21 protein-coding genes are annotated in these 18,455 nt (G+C 39.4%); 11 read left to right on the top strand and 10 right to left on the bottom strand.

Annotation, left to right across the window (positions count from 1 at the left end; genetic code table 11):
* Positions 1 to 659, bottom strand: a 659-nt coding sequence (locus HP439_RS10665) for a TolB-like translocation protein (protein WP_484592843.1), incomplete at its 3' end; no start/stop codon positions are given.
* Positions 660 to 788: 129 nt separating this feature from the next.
* Between HP439_RS10665 and HP439_RS10660 the strand changes: the two genes are divergently transcribed.
* Positions 789 to 1,073 (top strand): DUF4286 family protein, encoded by a 285-nt coding sequence (locus HP439_RS10660; RefSeq protein ID WP_246229333.1) that lies wholly within the window; start codon positions 789 to 791, stop codon positions 1,071 to 1,073.
* Between the two features lie 78 nt (positions 1,074 to 1,151).
* Here HP439_RS10660 and HP439_RS10655 read toward each other — a convergent pair whose 3' ends face one another.
* The 6 genes from HP439_RS10655 to HP439_RS10630 form a co-directional block, all read right to left on the bottom strand.
* Positions 1,152 to 1,535: a DUF983 domain-containing protein gene (locus tag HP439_RS10655; protein WP_172390324.1), complete on the bottom strand. Its 384-nt coding sequence runs from the start codon at positions 1,533 to 1,535 to the stop codon at positions 1,152 to 1,154.
* A 13-nt stretch (positions 1,536 to 1,548) separates the two neighbouring features.
* Positions 1,549 to 1,818 (bottom strand): hypothetical protein, encoded by a 270-nt coding sequence (locus HP439_RS10650; RefSeq protein ID WP_172390323.1) that lies wholly within the window; start codon positions 1,816 to 1,818, stop codon positions 1,549 to 1,551.
* 88 nt (positions 1,819 to 1,906) lie between these two features.
* Positions 1,907 to 2,596 (bottom strand): RluA family pseudouridine synthase, encoded by a 690-nt coding sequence (locus HP439_RS10645; RefSeq protein ID WP_172390322.1) that lies wholly within the window; start codon positions 2,594 to 2,596, stop codon positions 1,907 to 1,909.
* Positions 2,597 to 2,634: 38 nt separating this feature from the next.
* Positions 2,635 to 3,630, bottom strand: a complete 996-nt coding sequence (locus HP439_RS10640) for an MlaD family protein (RefSeq protein ID WP_172390321.1) — start codon at positions 3,628 to 3,630, stop codon at positions 2,635 to 2,637.
* Positions 3,631 to 3,636: 6 nt separating this feature from the next.
* Positions 3,637 to 4,410, bottom strand: a complete 774-nt coding sequence (locus HP439_RS10635) for an ABC transporter ATP-binding protein (protein WP_172390320.1) — start codon at positions 4,408 to 4,410, stop codon at positions 3,637 to 3,639.
* A 1-nt stretch (position 4,411) separates the two neighbouring features.
* A complete protein-coding gene (locus tag HP439_RS10630) occupies positions 4,412 to 5,170 on the bottom strand; it encodes an MlaE family ABC transporter permease (protein WP_172390319.1) in 759 nt (252 codons plus the stop codon).
* A 218-nt stretch (positions 5,171 to 5,388) separates the two neighbouring features.
* Between HP439_RS10630 and HP439_RS10625 the strand changes: the two genes are divergently transcribed.
* From HP439_RS10625 to HP439_RS10615, 3 genes are all read left to right on the top strand, one after another.
* On the top strand, positions 5,389 to 6,720 hold the full coding sequence (locus HP439_RS10625) for a DUF6600 domain-containing protein (RefSeq protein WP_172390318.1): 1,332 nt from the start codon (positions 5,389 to 5,391) through the stop codon (positions 6,718 to 6,720).
* Between the two features lie 166 nt (positions 6,721 to 6,886).
* Positions 6,887 to 8,059: a nicotinate phosphoribosyltransferase gene (gene pncB / locus HP439_RS10620; RefSeq protein ID WP_172390317.1), complete on the top strand. Its 1,173-nt coding sequence runs from the start codon at positions 6,887 to 6,889 to the stop codon at positions 8,057 to 8,059.
* Positions 8,059 to 8,769 carry a class I SAM-dependent methyltransferase gene (locus HP439_RS10615; protein ID WP_172390316.1) on the top strand — a complete coding sequence of 237 codons (711 nt, stop codon included), beginning with the start codon at positions 8,059 to 8,061 and terminating at the stop codon, positions 8,767 to 8,769. Before pncB ends, HP439_RS10615 begins: the two co-directional genes overlap by 1 nt.
* A 100-nt stretch (positions 8,770 to 8,869) precedes the next feature.
* On the opposite strand, the gene serS is transcribed toward HP439_RS10615, so the two are convergent.
* Entirely contained in the window at positions 8,870 to 10,141 is a 1,272-nt protein-coding gene (serS, locus tag HP439_RS10610) for a serine--tRNA ligase (RefSeq protein ID WP_172390315.1), read from the bottom strand.
* A 426-nt stretch (positions 10,142 to 10,567) separates the two neighbouring features.
* On the opposite strand from serS, the gene rsmI reads away from it, so the two are divergent.
* From rsmI to HP439_RS10590, 4 genes are read left to right on the top strand one after another with little or no spacing between them, the layout of a single operon-like run.
* Positions 10,568 to 11,236 (top strand): 16S rRNA (cytidine(1402)-2'-O)-methyltransferase, encoded by a 669-nt coding sequence (gene rsmI / locus HP439_RS10605; protein ID WP_172390314.1) that lies wholly within the window; start codon positions 10,568 to 10,570, stop codon positions 11,234 to 11,236.
* 43 nt (positions 11,237 to 11,279) lie between these two features.
* Positions 11,280 to 12,026, top strand: coding sequence for a PH domain-containing protein (locus HP439_RS10600; protein WP_172390313.1), 747 nt, complete (start codon positions 11,280 to 11,282; stop codon positions 12,024 to 12,026).
* Positions 12,027 to 12,029: 3 nt separating this feature from the next.
* On the top strand, positions 12,030 to 13,637 hold the full coding sequence (lnt, locus tag HP439_RS10595; protein WP_172390312.1) for an apolipoprotein N-acyltransferase: 1,608 nt from the start codon (positions 12,030 to 12,032) through the stop codon (positions 13,635 to 13,637).
* Positions 13,638 to 13,685: 48 nt separating this feature from the next.
* Complete coding sequence (locus tag HP439_RS10590; protein ID WP_172390311.1) at positions 13,686 to 14,819, top strand: cysteine desulfurase family protein; 1,134 nt, start codon at positions 13,686 to 13,688, stop codon at positions 14,817 to 14,819.
* A gap of 31 nt (positions 14,820 to 14,850) precedes the next feature.
* Here HP439_RS10590 and HP439_RS10585 read toward each other — a convergent pair whose 3' ends face one another.
* Together HP439_RS10585 and HP439_RS10580 are read right to left on the bottom strand one after the other, a co-directional pair.
* Entirely contained in the window at positions 14,851 to 15,270 is a 420-nt protein-coding gene (locus HP439_RS10585; protein WP_172390310.1) for a copper resistance protein NlpE, read from the bottom strand.
* Positions 15,271 to 15,339: 69 nt separating this feature from the next.
* Positions 15,340 to 15,669 (bottom strand): tetratricopeptide repeat protein, encoded by a 330-nt coding sequence (locus tag HP439_RS10580; RefSeq protein WP_172390309.1) that lies wholly within the window; start codon positions 15,667 to 15,669, stop codon positions 15,340 to 15,342.
* Positions 15,670 to 16,024: 355 nt separating this feature from the next.
* Here HP439_RS10580 and HP439_RS10575 point away from each other — a divergent pair, with 355 nt between their 5' ends.
* The 3 genes from HP439_RS10575 to HP439_RS10565 all read left to right on the top strand — a co-directional run.
* Positions 16,025 to 16,762, top strand: coding sequence for an electron transfer flavoprotein subunit beta/FixA family protein (locus tag HP439_RS10575; RefSeq protein ID WP_172390326.1), 738 nt, complete (start codon positions 16,025 to 16,027; stop codon positions 16,760 to 16,762).
* Between the two features lie 21 nt (positions 16,763 to 16,783).
* On the top strand, positions 16,784 to 17,755 hold the full coding sequence (locus tag HP439_RS10570; protein WP_172390308.1) for an electron transfer flavoprotein subunit alpha/FixB family protein: 972 nt from the start codon (positions 16,784 to 16,786) through the stop codon (positions 17,753 to 17,755).
* Between the two features lie 193 nt (positions 17,756 to 17,948).
* On the top strand, positions 17,949 to 18,455 hold a 507-nt coding region (locus HP439_RS10565), incomplete at its 3' end, for a bifunctional nuclease family protein (protein WP_172390307.1).

The raw sequence follows: 18,455 nt of genomic DNA, 5'->3' as shown, positions 1-18,455 counted from the left end.
GTTGTCGCAACCGTCCTAAACGGAAGGTTCTCTTGTTTCCTATACAAAATGTTCTCTTGTACACTATCGCTAGTGATAGCAAGACGTACCTTTCCATCCGCCGACGAATACCAATCGGAGATATTGCCTGGGTTTTTACTGATTAGTTGGCGGCCAGAACCATCCAGCAAAATCTTGTACAGGTCGAACACGCTCGAATCGCGATCATTCATCGCTGCTAATAGATAATCATCAAAGGAACGCTGCGGCTTAACCCAACGCAGTCGTCCCTTCATTATAGGGAGTAAAGGAATTGATTTTTCTGTTTCTACTGAAATTGCATGGATGCGAAGACTATCATTCGGTGAATGTCGATTAGAAAACACAATTGTCGAATCAGAAACCCAAAAAAAATATTGAACATTCATATCGGACTGATAGGTCAACTGTTTAGATTTCTTTTCATTCTTGAGGTCAATCACGAAGATATTCCTACAATGTGCATCGATACCGAGATAGGCAATTTTTGAGCCATCGGGTGAAATACGAAAGTTACCTCTATCTGGTTTGCTAAAGAAATCCTCAACAGGAATACGATCGTCAGCTTTATGTTCCGATTGACAGGAAGCAAATAAAATAGATACTAAAATTACGAACGCCCAATGAATTTTTTTAAACATGCCCTGAATCTTATAGTATTTCAAATATTGTCATTTTTTAATAATAAACCATGCTTGCAACCTTATTTTTACAGGAAAGCCAAAATAAAGATCTTTCCTCTATCATCCTAAAATTTCGTATTTTTGAATATGATTTTATATAACATCTCTATCATAATTGAAGACAGTAGCCATGACGAATTGCTTACATGGATAACCAAGCTACTTGAAGAAACAACGCAGGAGACAAGATTTTTAAAAATGCTTGAAAATCCACACGAAGGCACAACGTACTGTATCCATACAACCATCAATGATGAACTGGAAATAACAAAGTTTCAGAAAGAAATCACGCACGCTATTCAAGATTATATCGGTACACACCATAACGGAAAAGCTTTTATTTTTGACAGCAAGATGGAATATCTACAATGAACCAATGATATATCCTCGTCATTCAGCTAGGTTGAACAGATCCCCTATCAAATAATATGTGATCAGACTCTTTTAAAACTAATTTTGATGTTTTCTAAGACTTGGGTTATAGCGTACTTTAGGAGACAGATAATGAAGTAATACGAGTCTTGAGTATCGCAAGTTAAATGGCGCAAACCCAATTATGACTGAAAAGAGTACAATAATATAAAGCCAAGGTGACTCGCTTGCAGTAAAAAACGCCGTAACCAAACCGATCGTAACTACTTGAGCTACCGAGAATGCATAGCTCACGTACATAGCGGCATAAAAATAACCCGGTTCGATCTCAAACTTTAACCCACAAGATGGGCAATGTTCGTTCATCTTTTGCTTCTTAAAGCCATACACCGGCCCCTCGAACATATTGCCCTCACGACAGCGTGGACATTTAGAATGAATCATTGCAGAAAATCTCGACATAGTCTTTCTTTTATTACTTTTCGAAAGAAGAAATTTTATTAGAACTGCTTTTCCGGTATTTTGTGTACCAAAGAATACCTATTCCGATAGCGATCAAATAAGGAATTGCTAAAAGAAACAAAATACCATCATTTAGTCCATTACCTTGAGTATTTCCATTCGTTGTACTATTCTGAGCATTCAATGAACACATCGCACATTGCGCAGATGCGTTTGTGTAAAGCAACAAAATCATAGACATCGATAGCAGTAAGGCTACTATTTTAATCTGTTTGGAATTCATAGTGTAAAAGTACGCTTTTTTTTTTTTGAAACCGATTATATGCGAATGGATTAATTGTTAGCTTTATTTAAACAGCCATTAGATTCGATTAAAGTAATCTGTTAAAGTTCTCCCAAAAGCCATCATGGGGAAGATCAGCAGTTAGTATCATTTGTTCTTCCTTTATTGGATGAATAAAGGTGAGCGCCCTAGAATGAAGGCAAATCGATCTTCGCAAACTACCTCTTGGGTAACCGTACTTGTTATCACCAACAATTGGACATCCCATATAAGCAAGCTGACAGCGAATTTGATGAGTTCGCCCGGTCAGGGGCGTGACTCGTAACAGATAATAACCGTCATTCTCCCCAATTACATCGTAATCAAGCTGTGCAAAACTTCCCCCTTTTACTTCTCTATCATACGCTTTCGTTACCATTTTCTTACGATCTCTAAGTAACCAATTTTTTAGCGTCCCAGACATTTTGTCGGGTCTATTTCGCACAACCGCTAAATACGTTTTTGAAACTTTACGATCATGAAATAATCGGTTCATACGATCTAACCCCTTACTGGTTTTAGCAAATATTATCATCCCACTAACTGGTCGATCTAACCGGTGAATGACACCTAAAAATGCACCATTAGGCTTAGCATATTTTACCGCGAGATAGTCCTTCATCATTTCTTCTAAAGACTTATCTCCGGTGGTGTCCACTTGGACGATATCCCCCGCCCGTTTATTAATCGCTATATAGTGATTATCTTCGTAAATAATATCCTTATCTGTAATACTCATGCGATATTGTATTAATGCAGCTCTAATGCTGGGAACTGCTATTGAGCTAGCGAATCTTGAACGGCTTTGGCTTCTTCTTTAGCTTTTTTTCTAAAATATCCTCTAAATAAAAAATTACTTTGAAGCGCTTTCATATTATCGTCAAGCTTGTCTGTGCTATTGTTCAAATTTCTAAGAATCTGTCTAATTTCGTCGGCTGCCGCGGGATCATTTGTTAACACACCAATAGCGTTGTCTTTATCATTTAAACGAGATGATGTAGCCTCTAAATTGGTCATCAGCGCGGAGGCCGTCTGCGTAACCCCCTGCAGTTGTGCGGCGGATTCCCGTAAACTAGCAAACACCGTCGTATCCGTGGAAAGATCATGAATAAGCCCCTGGTTGCTGTTTAATTTATTCATCAACACAGCCAAATTCGAAGACGCCTTACTTACGTCCGACATAACCTGGTTTAATGAGGTTACTGAGCTCTTTAGCGATAATGCAATTGTAGAATCTGTCATCAACGAGCCTACCACACCCTTGCCCTCGACCATACTCTGCGACAGAATAGCAAAATTCTTTGTGATTTCCACAAGATTTTCGTTGTTCTTCTGTAAAGTAGCAAACATCGCATCGGTATCCGTTCCAGCAACAGATTTAATCACATCACCGTCCTTTATTGGGGCAGCATGATCGGTCCCTCCCACAAGGCTTACAATGGCGTTACCAATGAGTCCATCAGATCCCAACTTACCGACCACATCTTCACGTATATATTCACTATTCTTTTGCTCGATCTGCATTACCACTTTAACATCGTCAATACTTTGAAAAGTGATCTCCTTGACAATTCCGACCTTTACACCGGAAAACCACACGTTATTACCTACTTTCAAGCCTTTTACATCCTGAAAATAAGTTGTAATAGTTAAATTTTTGCTAAATTTATTCTGTTGGGTACCCAGGACAAGGATACCGGCTACAAGGATAATCAAACCGATTAAAACAAATAGACCAACCGTAAGCGTACGCTTCCTTTCGTTTGTACTCATATATTCTTAAACAATAAAATTATAATCATAAAATGGCTTGACACGCGCATCCTCCGTGTCAAAAATTTCTTTAAATGTTCCCTGTCTTTCGAATTTACCATCAAGAAGCATCACCATGCGATCCCCAACCATCTTAGCACATGCAAGATCGTGTGTTATTATTATTGACGAAGTTTTATATCGCTCTTGAACCTCATTAATTAATGTATTAATGTCTAAACAGGTGATCGGATCTAAACCTGCGGTGGGTTCATCATACAACATGATATCAGGACGTAATATTAATGTACGTGCTATACCGATACGTTTTCGTTGTCCCCCTGACAATTCAGAAGGCATCTGATTGATTGCCTGAATCAATCCTACGCCGTCCAACACTTCTTCCACTTCAGCATCGATTTCCTTTCTACTTAGATTACGTTTATTTCTCACCAACGGAAATTCTAGGTTTTCACGAACCGTCATACTATCATAAAGCGCACTATTCTGGAACGAAAAACCAATCCGTTGTCGCAATTGTCGCAAATCGCGTTCGTCTAATGAATTGACAATCTCGCCGAGCACGTTAATGTTTCCGTTATCCGGACGAAGCAATCCTGAAATTAACTTTATCAACACAGACTTACCGGTACCGGAACGCCCAAGTACAACCAAGTTTTCTCCGTTATAAAGTTTTAAATCGACATCACGAAGTACATGTAGATCGCCAAAAGATTTGCTTACTTTATCAACATGGATGATCACATCATTGTGGTCTATTTTTACATTGTTCTTCTCCATATTAATTTAATAAAGATAAAAGTTGAACAATAAGAAGTTCTTCGATAAATACAAGAAACATGGATGATACCACGGCACTATTGGCCGCTTTTCCAACTCCTTCGGTCCCCTTTGAAGAATAATAACCGACGTAGGTGCTTGCAAAACCTATAGTAAACCCAAATACTACAGCGCGAATCACCATTGCAAAAATATCTTTAATATTTATAGATTCGAAAACCTGAGTAAAGAAAGCGAGGAAACTTAAATCATCTTTCGATGTAATACTCAAATACCCTCCTAAAAGCCCTATTCCTCCCACATAAAAACACAAAATAGGAATCGAAACAGTTGTTGCAATAATACGGGTAGAGATAAGGAATTTCGTCGGGTTAGTCCCCGAAACCTCCATCGCGTCAATCTGTTCTGTTACATTCATGGAACTTAGCTCCGCTCCAATTTGTGACCCGACTTTACCGGATGCAATTAACGCGGTAACTAATGGTGCGAGCGCGCGAACAATAGCAATCGAGATTAACGCCGGCAACCACGAGGTAGCTCCAAACTCCTCCAACGAAGGACGTGACTGTTTTGTAAAAACAAATCCTACGATAAATCCAGTCAAACTAATTAATGGAAACGATTTCCACCCAATCTCGTAACACTGACGAATAATCTCTTTAAATTCATAAGGTGGTGACACCGCTTCTCTCAAAAAACTCATCATAAATCGATGAATCCTAGCAAATTCGATAAGTAGTTCTTCTATTTTACGACCCATTCACGTATGAAATTAATACTCTGTCAACTGTTTCTAATCAAGAAATTATATCCGACAAATGTACAAACTTTTATTTTGCTCTGTATGGCTCGTCTGACGAATAAATGGCGATCATGAAAAAAAACATCTCTTCGTTTTAAAACATCTAGATTAAACCTTCGATTTATTTTAAGTGTCATACCTAGCAAACAGTTAAATCGTTCACTAAAATTAATGCTATGAAACGAATAAAAACTTCTACACTATTTATCGCTTTTATAGCGATAGTTTTAGGTGTATTCACACATAAAGGAGTAACCGCGCAAGGGAATGTTTCAGTTTCATTGGATCTTTTCTATAATGAGCTCTCACCCCACGGATACTGGGAAACAGACGCAAATTATGGTGACATGTGGTATCCAAACGTTGACGACAGTTTTCAACCATATGGATCAGATGGATACTGGGCAATGACTGAATACGGCAACACCTGGGTCTCTAATTATGATTGGGGATGGGCCCCGTTTCACTACGGCCGTTGGGTACATACTCCACACCGTGGCTGGGGTTGGATCCCTGGATATGAATGGGGACCTGCATGGGTCGATTGGCGTTCTGGTGGTGGATACTACGGTTGGGCCCCAATGGGACCTAATGTCTCAATCTCCGTAGGATTACCGCTTAACTTATGGATATTCTTACCGTCTCGTCGTATTTATGACCGATATCACAACCGTTACTGGGATCGAGGTCATAGAAATATCTATAATCGAACAACGATAATCCATAACACGTATGTAGTTAATAATAACCGTTATTACGGGGGGCCATCTCGGCGCGATGTAGAACGACATTTAGGAAGAAACGTCAACGTGAGAAATCTTCGCAGTACGAATCGCCCTGGTCGTTCAAGAGCAGACAATCGTTCAGTGTCCATATATAGACCAGAGAGGAATAATAATTCTAGAGCCAGTGTGAGAGGCAATGCGAGTAACCGAACTAGCAATGGAATATCGCGAAACAATAATACTTCTCGTAACGATCGTTCCACTGCGCCAAATACACGTATTTCACGTGAAAAGAATAATACTTCGCGGACTAATCGCACTGGTACACAAAACAACCGTATACAAGGTGGAAAGACAAGTGGTCGCTCGAGTTCAACGACTGCAAGATCAACGTCCAAACGTAATGAAGTGAACAACGATAATGTGAATCGCTCTAGAGGTAATACAAGTGGACGCGCTGTTGGCAACAATTCGCCGAGAAGAAGTAGGCAGCCGGCTACCTCGAACAGGGAGCAGCGCACCGCCCCTTCGGTTCAACAACGTTCTCATTCTAGAAGCAACACGCAAAAGGCTACTCCTAGAGTTAACCGTACACAACGAAGCGCGCCGAGTCCACAGCGAAGCGCTCCTAAGCATCAGCGATCTTCTGCGCCCCGCGTACAACAAGCGAGCCACCGAAGTAGTTCGTCACCAAGAGTAAGTCGTCCATCACAAAGCCATAAAGCTAGTGGAGGTACATCAAGATCTTCTCGATCAAATGCTGGTGGACGAGGACAGAGATAATCAATGTTAATAAAACTATAAGCGTTAAAGTAGCAATTCATGGGTTGCTACTTTTTTTTGTAGAGGATATTTTACCCCGGTGATCCCAATAATCGTATAACAGCTTCTTGAAATACCTCCCAAATTGTTATCTTCAATTTTTATAAGACAATCAAAATAGGAATATATGGCTCAATTAGTATCGATTCTAGACAACGATTTCTATAAATTTACAATGCAATACGCAGTAAGTAAATTATTTCCAAAAGCAAAAGCGCGATATCAGTTTATCAATCGTGGAAAACATAAATTTCCTGGTGGTTTCGATGTTAAACTCAAAGAGGCTATTGCTAACATGGCACAACTCAAATTGAGCCAAGCAGAAAAAAAATATTTTCAAGAAAAATGTCCTTACATCGATCCTATTTATTTTGATTTTCTACAGGGATATCGTTATGATCCTGAAGAGGTAAGCATAGAGCAAACTGGTGATAACTTAGCAGTCAGCGTTGAAGGATATTGGTATAGAACAATCCTATGGGAAGTTCCAATCATGTCTTTGATTTGCGAAACATATTACGAAATGACCAGCGACGAAAGAGTCTCCAATGAGGACGTTTGCGCAATTGTCGCTTCAAAAATGGAGAAATATGACAAACTCAATATTACTATTGCGGATTTCGGAACCAGGAGACGACACTCCTATCAGGTACACGATCTGGTGATCAGAACGTTGAAACAACATTCATCACATACATTTATAGGAACTTCAAACGTCCATTTAGCAATGAAATATGAAACCACTCCTATAGGTACACACGCGCACGAATGGTTCATGTTTCATGCTGCAAAGTATGGTTATAAAATGGCCAATTTGCTTGGCCTCGAACATTGGTCGGACGTATACCGAGGAGATTTAGGAATTGCCCTTTCAGATACCTATACCACGAAAGTATTTTTTAAACAGTTCGATAAAAAACTTACTAAGCTATTTGATGGCGTACGACACGATAGTGGCGATCCACTCGAATTCGCGCAAATGACAATTGATCATTACAGAAGTAAAGGTATCGAGCCTCGATCCAAAACTATCATTTTCTCTGATGGTCTAGATTACGATAAGGTTGTGAATATAGTCCGATTTTGCGAAGATAGAATCGGCCACTCATTCGGAATAGGGACTGATTTCACCAATGATGTTGGATTACCACGACTCAATATTGTAGTTAAGATGGTCGAAACACAACCTGAAGGGGGAGTGTGGACGAATGTGATTAAGTTGTCCGATGAACCCAACAAGCACACCGGTGACAATAACGAGATTAATTTGGCAAAGACGATATTAAATATTACTAACTAATGGAACGGGACATATACGGGGAAGCTTTGCAGGACTTTCACAACTTAGAAAAGCTTAGTGAACCACTGCTTCTTCACAGCAGTTACGGGGACATCGAGGAAATGCCTGTAGAAGTTTTTTTTCGAGACCCAGAGGAATTTCCTGAATTGGAGCATATCGCATTAGCACTTTGCGACGGCCATGTTCTTGATGTGGGGGCTGGCGTCGGTAGTCATGCTTTGTTTTTACAAAACAAAGGTTTTCAGGTAGACGCAATTGAACATAGCCATACGGCATGTACAATAATGCGCAATCGGGGAGTGAAAAACATCATTCATCAGGATTTTTTCACCCTCAAAAATAAAAAATACGATACTCTTCTTTTTTTAATGAATGGCATAGGTATAGCAGGGTCCATTGCAGGATTTCGCGCATTACTTGCTCATGCCAAGACGTTACTCTCTCCCGTGGGACAACTTTTGTTCGACAGCTCCGATATAACGTATCTATATGAAGAATTTAGAATCCCTAAACCAGACTATTATCTTGGTGAGATTAATTTCCAATACGAATACAAGGGGATATTAGGTACACCATTCAGTTGGCTTTACATAGACCAACAAGAACTTATTAAAATTGCCAAAGAAGAAAGCTGGGTGGTTCAAATACTATTTGAAGATGAAGCAGATCAGTACTTAGTTCGGATGGAGCCACGAAAAAACACTCCATAAATTTCACCATTAGGTGCAGTTTAAATCCTTCACGTTTACTATGAAAGATTTAAACTGCATTAAAAAGGAGTATTATCTATGCATCTGTAGACAAGAGTGTTTAATCAATCCATTCAAATCCAGTATAACGAATGAGCACTTTAGGTATGCGAATTCCTTTTTCTGTTTGATTATTTTCTAAAATTGAAGCTACAATTCTCGGCAGCGCTAAAGCGGAACCGTTCAAGGTATGCGCCAACTGCATCTTTCCTTCCGAGTTTTTAAACCTTACTTTCAAACGATTTGATTGATAAGTTTCAAAATTGGAGACTGATGAAACTTCTAGCCACCGCTCCTGAGCAGCGCTATAGACCTCCATATCATAGGTTAGCGCAGATGTAAAGCCCATATCGCCACCACATAACCGTAAAACGCGATAAGGTAATTCTAACTTCTGTAATAGACTTTGAATATACAGACTCATCTCTTCCAGCACTTTATAGGATTTATCGGGATGAACGATTTGAACGGTTTCTACTTTATCAAATTGATGAAGTCTATTCAAACCGCGTACGTGCGCTCCATAGGATCCAGCTTCTCTACGAAAACACGGTGTATAGGCCGAATGTTTTATCGGAAATTGTTCCTCTTTAACAATTACATCACGATATAAATTGGTAACTGGTACTTCCGCTGTCGGTATTAAGTATAAATCGTCCTCCGCAACGTAATACATCTGACCCTCTTTATCAGGAAGTTGTCCTGTTGCAAATGCTGAAGATTCGTTTACCATAACTGGAACTTGAACTTCGTTATATCCAGCGTCTGCAGCTTGATCCAAAAAAAAGTTTATTAATGCTCGTTGCAACCGCGCTCCTTTACCTTTGTAAACTGGAAACCCAGCTCCGGTAACCTTAACCCCGAGCTCTAAATCAACAATATCATACTTACTTAATAAGTCCCAATGGGACAAAGCATTCTCTTGCAGATGCGGAACCGATCCATTTTCAAGCACGATTTCATTGTCTTCTGGAAGCCTCCCTCTCGGGACTGATAGATGAGGTAAATTGGGTAGAAGAACAATTTTATCATTCAATTCTTGCTCAATTTCCGCAAGCTTATCAGTAAGTTTTTTTACTTTTTCTTTATATCCAGAAGACTTAGATTTCTCGAGTTCAGCGTCCTCTTTCTTGCCTTGACGCATGAATTCACCGATTTTTTTTGCTACCGTGTTCGCTTCTGCAGCAAGTGCGTCCGATTCATTTTGAATTTTACGACGCGACTCATCGAGCTGAATTAAGTGGTCCACCAACGCTTCATCTGTAAAATTCTTGACAGCCAATCGTTCTAGCACTTCATCTCTGTTCTCCCGGATATAACTAATTTGTAACATATTTGAGCAACTATTTTAGAAAACACAAAGATAAGAAGTGTAAATGAAAATGACAGTATTAAGGAGAAATACAATATTTTTACATTTTTATTACTGAAAATATATTATTTTCGACGTTTTATTGAAAATTTTTAATATTTTTAAACCAATTAAACAGGAATTAACAATTTATTGATACGCTCGTAATTTTTGATTCATATTGACGAGCTATATTTGTTATATAAATATTTAAATTATAGTATTATGTTAAAAGATCTAGAAATTTTCGAACAAGACCTCTTTTTAGAGTTACAAGAATTAGGGTATGATGGTGATGATTATGTAAGCATTGAAGATTAACTTCAACCGCTTACATAATTCATTAAAATTCCTCCTCTCCTCCCCACTCCTTTCAAACTTTACACTTTTAATTTCCTACCTTTGGGCATGCTTTATATTGTACCAACGCCGATTGGAAATCTGGAAGATATGACACTTCGGGCAATTCGCATTCTAAAGGAAGTCGACTTAATTTTAGCTGAAGACACCCGTACAAGTGCTCCTCTTCTAAAGCATTTCGGAATAGAAAACAAAGTCTTCGCCCATCATCAACATAATGAACACAAAGCAGTTGCAGAAATTATAAAATTCTTAAAAGAGGGACAAAATATTGCTTTAATCTCCGACGCGGGTACTCCGGCTATTTCAGACCCTGGCTTTTTGTTGGTCCGTGAAGCGATTAAAGAAGGCCAAGAAGTACAATGCCTCCCTGGGGCTACAGCGTTCGTACCTGCCCTAGTGAACTCCGGACTACCAAACGATCGCTTCTGTTTTGAAGGTTTCCTCCCCGTAAAAAAAGGCAGACAAACACGAATGAAAGCCTTAAGCGAGGAAACACGGACAATGATTTTTTACGAATCTCCACATAGGATCTTAAAAACAATCGATGAATTTATTCAATATTTTGGTGCCGATAGAAACGCATCGATTTCCCGCGAATTGAGTAAACTTTATGAAGAAAATGCTCGAGGAACTTTGACTGAGCTTAAATTACATTTTGAGAACAATCCAATTAAAGGAGAATTTGTATTTTGCGTTGCCGGTTGTCACAATTAGTGACCCAAAGGGAATATTATTTTTTTACAACATTTCACATACAATGAGTGTAGCAAACTTTCTTCAAGATGGACAGGATCCCAAAGTGGTTGAAAAGATCCATTCTAAAATACTAGATATGTTGGAGCCTGCCGAACAGGTACAGTACATTGCTGTTCAAAAAAAACCTGCAGTAACCTTACTACCCGATAGCATCACAATTAGTAACACGCGAATCTTTCTATGTGAATTTACTAAACTGGGACTAGCCACTAATTTCGAGATTTTCCCATGGGAAAATATAAAAGATATTGCGTTTAAAGAAGAAATATTCGGTTCCAAAGTGACTGTTATCCCCTTCACAGGAGAAAACTTGACAGTTGATTATATCCCGAAAGTACAAGCTAGGAAGCTTTATCAATTAATAAAAGTCATTTTACAAGAAGTTAACAATCCAAAAAAACAAAAACCGATTGTCGAAAAACCAAAAGCTCAAACCGTTCCAATTATTTTAAAAAACGAACCATCAGTTCCTGACACATCGATTTCCTCACGAAGTATTCAAACATCTAATCCGCCACGCCAAAACGCGGAAAATAATTTGCAGACACAAAATGATCTAGGCACGGATACGCCGACAGCTAAAGACCTATCACAACAAATAAACCCAACTCCTAGTTCAGCGACCAAAACAATCGAGGAAGATGAGCTAACACAAAAGCTACGAAAGCTTAAATCTCTTTACGATCGTCAACTAATTACGCAAGCCGAATACGAAAATAAGAAACAAGAACTTTTATCCCAGCTTTAGTACGTGAGAAATAACTATCTTTTATCAACCTTAAGCGCTGTATTGTTATGGCTCGCGTGGCCACCGATCCCTTACAGTAGTCCCATCCTGTGGGTAGCATTTGTGCCATTGTTGATTGCAATAGAAAGGGTAATAAGAGGCGATTACTCGAGAAAAGGGCGTAAAATTTTTAGTCTTGCGTTTCTGACCGGGTTTCTTTGGAATACCGCTTCAATATATTGGGTCTACAATGCGATGAGCGCGTATCTACCCAGTTATATTGCGTTATTTATATCATTAATACCATTCGGACTAGCCCCAATACTCATGGCACTAGTTTTTCGATTATATTATCAATTACGGAAGAAATCTTCCATTGGTCTCGCTTTTTTAGGGCTTATTTGTTTCTGGGTCGGTTATGAATATTTACATCAGTGGTGGGATCTTGCATTTCCCTGGATGACACTAGGAAATGGTTTTGCCGGATTTCATCAATTGATTCAATGGTACTCCGTCACCGGAGTTTTTGGCGGCACGATATGGATATGGTTAGTCAATATTATTACTTTTTTAATTTTACAGCAAAAAATCGCGAATGTTGAGGTGTATAATAATAGGAGACTTGTTATTGTTGCCCTCGTCGTCATCATTGTTCCTTGCGCTATATCACTATTACAATATTCTAAGTTTGAAGAACACATAAACCCGTCGGAGGTAGTAGTCGTACAACCAAATATTGATCCTTATGGAAAATTCGGACCAATTCCAGCAGACCAGCAACTCAACACGTTGATCCGTCTATCAAAGAAAATTGCTAAACCTAATACAGAGTTTTTTATTTGGCCAGAAACCGCAATTTCCTCTCAAAACTATCTCGTCGAAGATGAATTTAGAAGCACCACCGTATATGAAAAAATTCAGGTTTTCTTAAATGATTTTAGGAATGGGAGCGTATTATCAGGTATAGAAAGTGTGGGTATTTATGACACCCCTAAAACTCGGACTGCTCGGGACTTGGGAAACGGAAAATATTTGGAGCCGTTTAATGCTGCCGTCTTAGTCGATCAATCAAGTAAATTACAGTTTTATCATAAATCCAAGCTGGTGCCAGGAGTGGAGCAGCTTCCTTTTGGTAAGGCTCTAAGCTTTATGAAACCCCTATTTGCACATTTTGGAGGTGCGACCGGCGGCTACGGGAGTCAAGATGAGCCATCGGTTTTTTATTCACAAAGTGGTATCGGCGCCGCTCCTGTTATTTGTTATGAGTCAATTTGGGGGAACTACATTACTGAATATGTGAAGAAGGGTGCTCAGTTTATTGCTATCGTCACCAATGATGGTTGGTGGGGAAACACTTCAGGAAAAGATCAGCATCTTTTATACGCCAAGCTACGTGCTATCGAAAACAGACGCTGGGTTGCTCGATCAGCTAACACAGGGATATCTGCTTTTATCAACCAACGTGGCGATATCGTACAGCAAACCTCGTGGTGGAGCCCGACAGCATTATCACAGGAGATCAATCTTAACGAGGATCTAACTTTCTACACTAAATATGGCGACCTAATTCTTTATCTTATATTAATTGGCGGGTGTATCTCCCTTTATCCAATGATTAAAAAAAGAAGCTAGACGTTTTTATGAATTTCAAATTACAGTTGGTTTACTTATTTTTGCACCATGCAAGTATATTTCGATAATGCCGCAACAACTCCATTAGACCCCCAGGTCATAAAAGCAATGACCGAGACTATGGAGCTCGAGTTCGGTAATCCTTCTTCAATTCATGCGCATGGACGTCAAGGAAAAACAACAGTAGAAAGAGCAAGAAAAACAATTGCCTCCTTATTAAAAGCATCACCTTCGGAAATTTTTTTTACCTCAGGTGGTACAGAGGCAGATAATATGGCCATTGTTCGCTCGATTACGGACCTGGCACTTACCCATGCTATCACTTCTCCGTTGGAACATCATGCGGTGCTCCATACTTTAGAGGAGCAACAGAAGCAGGGATCGATAACACTTAGCTTCGTTCGAGTAGATAAGGAAGGAAATATAGATTTAGAACATTTACGCGAACTTTTAGCTAATAATCCTCGTAGCCTAGTGTCGTTGATGCATGCAAATAATGAGCTTGGCACGCTTACGAATATAAGAAGCGTCTCAGATATTTGCAGAGAATTCGAGGCAGTGTATCATTCGGATACAGTGCAAACGATGGGACATTATAAACATGACCTTGCCGAGTTAAATATTGACTTTATTACAGGATCCGCTCATAAATTCCATGGTCCCAAGGGTATCGGATTTTTGTATATAAACGGTCGGAACAAAATAAAGCCTTTCATTTACGGCGGAGCACAGGAAAGAAATATGCGCGGTGGTACCGAAAACGTTTATGGAATTGTGGGGCTAGCAAAGGCTCTGGAGCTTGCTTATCAACACATGGATACTCACCAAGTCTATATTCAAGGGATTAAAGATTACATGAGAGAACGGCTAATTGATGCTATTCCTGACGTGCAATTCAATGGTAACCAAACAACAGAAAATTCGTTATATACAGTTCTAAACGTATCGTTACCGTGTACTGACATTGCAGACATGCTCCTATTCAGCTTAGACATTGCAGGCATATCTGCCTCAGGAGGTAGCGCCTGTAGTTCGGGTTCCGATATCGGTAGTCATGTGTTGCAAGCGATCAACCCAAACACGAAACGACCATCGGTACGATTTTCCTTTAGCAAACTCAATACGAAGGAAGAGGTGGACTTCGTTGTTAACAAACTTTCGGAGATTTGCCAAAATCACTAATCTGGACAGAAAATAATATATATTGAGAAAGTTACTCGTTAGCAAAACGTAATACATATCGGTCTGCTAAATCACCTGTAATCTCGTTTCCAGACAAATCCAGTTGCCGTAGTTGGTTGGGTTCGACCTTATACTTATAATCTAATCCATCGAGATTTAGCTCACCGTTCTTTAGATCCCAAGTTCCGGTACGAGAAAATGGTTTGGGATTTTTACCCAGGTAAATATAATCTAATTTATATGCTTTATCGCCGGTAAGCGTCAATATGGTAGAAATTGCGTCACAATCAATACAGGGTAAATCACCATAATAGGTTCCAACGACGCGTCCCTCTGTAGCTTTAACAAACTTATTGCTTTCTAGCCCTGCATTTTTGCGAGTGTTTATGCAACTAATCACTACGAATAGAGCTATCAAAAGTCCACTTAAATATACAACAAGGCGCATCATTTCACATTTGTACTAACTTTATCAAAAAAGATACCACAAAATCTAAAACCTATATTTTATTAGTAGACCCTATTCATCTTCATCAAAACCCTTCGCCAAATTAAATGCAGCAAAGAGTTCATTGTACGCATGACGATTGCCGACTCGTTTTGCCACCTCTAAGCCAAGTTGATAAATATCCAGTGATTTCTCTAGCTCGCCTTGCTCTTCCAAAAATTTTGCATAATGATAATAGGATCCGACGTACTCACTATGATTAGTTATTAGATCAGCAAATCCTTCATTTACTTTTATATTTTCGCCCAACTTTTTATACTCCATCGTTATCGCATATTTCAAAAAAGGGTCGTTTGGCGTTTCTGCCAAGAAATTCTGTAATTCTTCTAATCTTGTCGTCATTATCTACTGTTTTGCGAGACAAAACTACAAAATTAATAAACGAGATTGTCAACAAGCTTTCAAACCAAATACTATGCTAGCATAGAAAAATGACATTTAATTGACGATTAAGTTTTAACAATTTTTTCGTTAAAATAATATCGCAAAGACAACGAAAAGTACAATTAAGATATATTTTGGCAACAAAACTATGGAGATAACCGTTTTTTTGGAAACCAGAGCGTATGCTATCGCAAGATAAAAGGGTCTGGATGGATCTTGCTTTTACTTGCAAAAATCGATACGTTTGTGAAAGAGGTATTGCTCTTAAAACTAAAGAGCAACATCAACGCATAAAACTTAAATATTGATTATGATGAAAATTCTCGTTTGTATTAGCAACGTGCCAGACACTACATCAAAGATAACGTTTACCGAAAGTAACACCTCATTCAACGAAAACGGTATTCAATTTATCATCAATCCCTACGATGAAATAGCGCTCGCAAAAGCGATCGAACTAGCCGCAAACGGTAACGGGACGGTTACCGTTTTAAACGTAGGGGAAGCTTCCACGGAAGCTACGATTCGAAAAGCGTTGGCTTGTGGAGCAGACCAAGCTGTTCGTATAAATGCAGCACCTAGAGATGCCTGGTTTGTGGCTAATCAAATTGCTAACTATGTCCGTACCAACCCATTCGATCTCATTTTAACCGGACAAGAATCAATTGATTATAATGGAGCACAAGTACAGAGCTATGTTGCAGAGCTCTTGTCATTACCTTCCGTCGCAATAGCTAAAAAATTAGATATTATAAGTAACGAGGCGACAATTGAGCGAGAGATTGAGGGGGGAAAAGAAATATTAACAGTAAGCCTTCCCGTGGTAGTAGGCACCGCCGAAGGAGTTGCTGAACCAAAAATTGCGAATGTTCGCGGTATCATGGATGCCCGTAAGAAGCCACTGGACGTAATCGACGCTGTTGACGTTAGTCAATTGTCAAAAATTATAAATTTTGAGTCACCGACGCCACGTGGAACTGTAAACTTAATTGATAAAGACAACGTAGCTCAGTTGGTTGAATTGTTGCATCGGGAAGCAAAAGTTATATAATCATTAGTCAAAAGGTAGAATATGTCAGTATTAGTATATATAGAAAACGTCGAGGGCGCGTTTAAAAAATCTGGATTTGAAGCTGTTTCTTATGGGAAAGCTATTGGAGAGATGCTTGGAGTTCAAGTGCACGCATTAAGCATTGGAACTGTTGCACAGTCCGAACTAGAAAAGCTTGCACAATTTGGAGCCGATAAAATAGTCAAAATAGAAAATGAGCAACTTAATCAGTTCGCGAATCAAGCGTATGCGCAATTGATCGCTGATGTTGCAAAAAGTATCGACGCAAAAACGATAATTCTATCAAACACTTTCACTGGAAAAGGATTAGCACCGCGGGTAGCTGTAAAATTAAACGGAGCTCTATGTGACGGTGCCTCAAGCCTACCAACCATAAATGGGGACGCTTGGCAGTTAAAGAAAAATGTCTTCTCTAGCAAAGCGATTGCGACAGATGAATTAAGCGCTACCACAAAAGTTATTTCGCTCGCACCTAATAGTGTAGAAATAACAGAAACGCGGGTACCGGTTCAGATAGAAGCGTTTCAAGCGCAAATCTCTCCGAGCGACCTTTCAACCGTAATTACGGAGATTGTTCGTGCTACTAATAAAGTGTCACTGCCAGAAGCGACGGTAGTCGTTTCTGCCGGACGAGGACTAAAGGGACCCGAAAATTGGGGAATTATCGAAGAGCTTGCTGATGTTCTTGGAGCAGCAACAGCCTGTTCTAAGCCGGTATCTGATGCAGGATGGCGTCCACATGCTGAACACGTAGGTCAAACCGGACTAGTTGTGAGTCCAAATTTGTACATTGCTATTGGAATTTCTGGAGCAATACAGCACTTAGCAGGTGTTAGCTCATCCAAGACAATCGTTGTCATCAATAAAGATCCTGATGCACCATTTTTTAAAGTTGCCGATTATGGGATTGTCGGAGATGCTTTTGAGATTGTCCCAAAGCTGACAGAGGCTATTAAAGCATTTAAAGATTGATTTTTCTATACTAAAGGTTAGAAACCCAGTTTTACCCGGCTCCTCTCAGGGGCTGGGCCCTGAAATAGCTCGATATATGAACGCTAAAAGTGCTCTTAAGATTAATTTTAAATAGGCTTAGTTATATACAATTAATAGCCAGCGTTTTTATTTTGTCACGAATATTCTCATCTTTGTAATCTGTCAGAGAAGAATGAAGAAAATCAAATTAGATATCGTTGGACTATCGTATAGTCAAACACAATCAGGCGCCTATGCATTGGTACTTGGAGAAATTGGCGGAAACCGACGGCTCCCAATTATTATTGGAGGATTTGAAGCACAGGCTATTGCCGTTGAAATTGAGAAGATGCATCCTAGTCGTCCTTTGACTCACGATCTTTTCAAAACCTTCGCTGAAAACTTTCAAATAGAAGTTCAAGAAGTCCTTATCTACAACCTTATCGACGGTATATTTTTCGCAAAACTTATCTGTTCAGACGGCAAAAAGAAAATTGAGGTTGACTCGCGGACCTCAGATGCAGTTGCGCTAGCTGTACGGTTTGCATCTCCAATTTACACGTACGACTTTATAATGGATGCGGCTGGTATCATAATAGAAAGCAACGACTTCGCATTTTTAGAAAATATTGAGAATCTCCCGAAAAAAGAGAATACGATACACAAAGACCCAAAAAAAGAAAAGGAACCTAAATCCCCC

It is taken from the genome of Sphingobacterium shayense (genome assembly GCF_013179575.1).
Lineage (GTDB): Bacteria > Bacteroidota > Bacteroidia > Sphingobacteriales > Sphingobacteriaceae > Sphingobacterium > Sphingobacterium shayense.
Note: the sequence above shows the minus strand (reverse complement) of the source record. Positions and strands in the feature narration are given on the sequence as shown.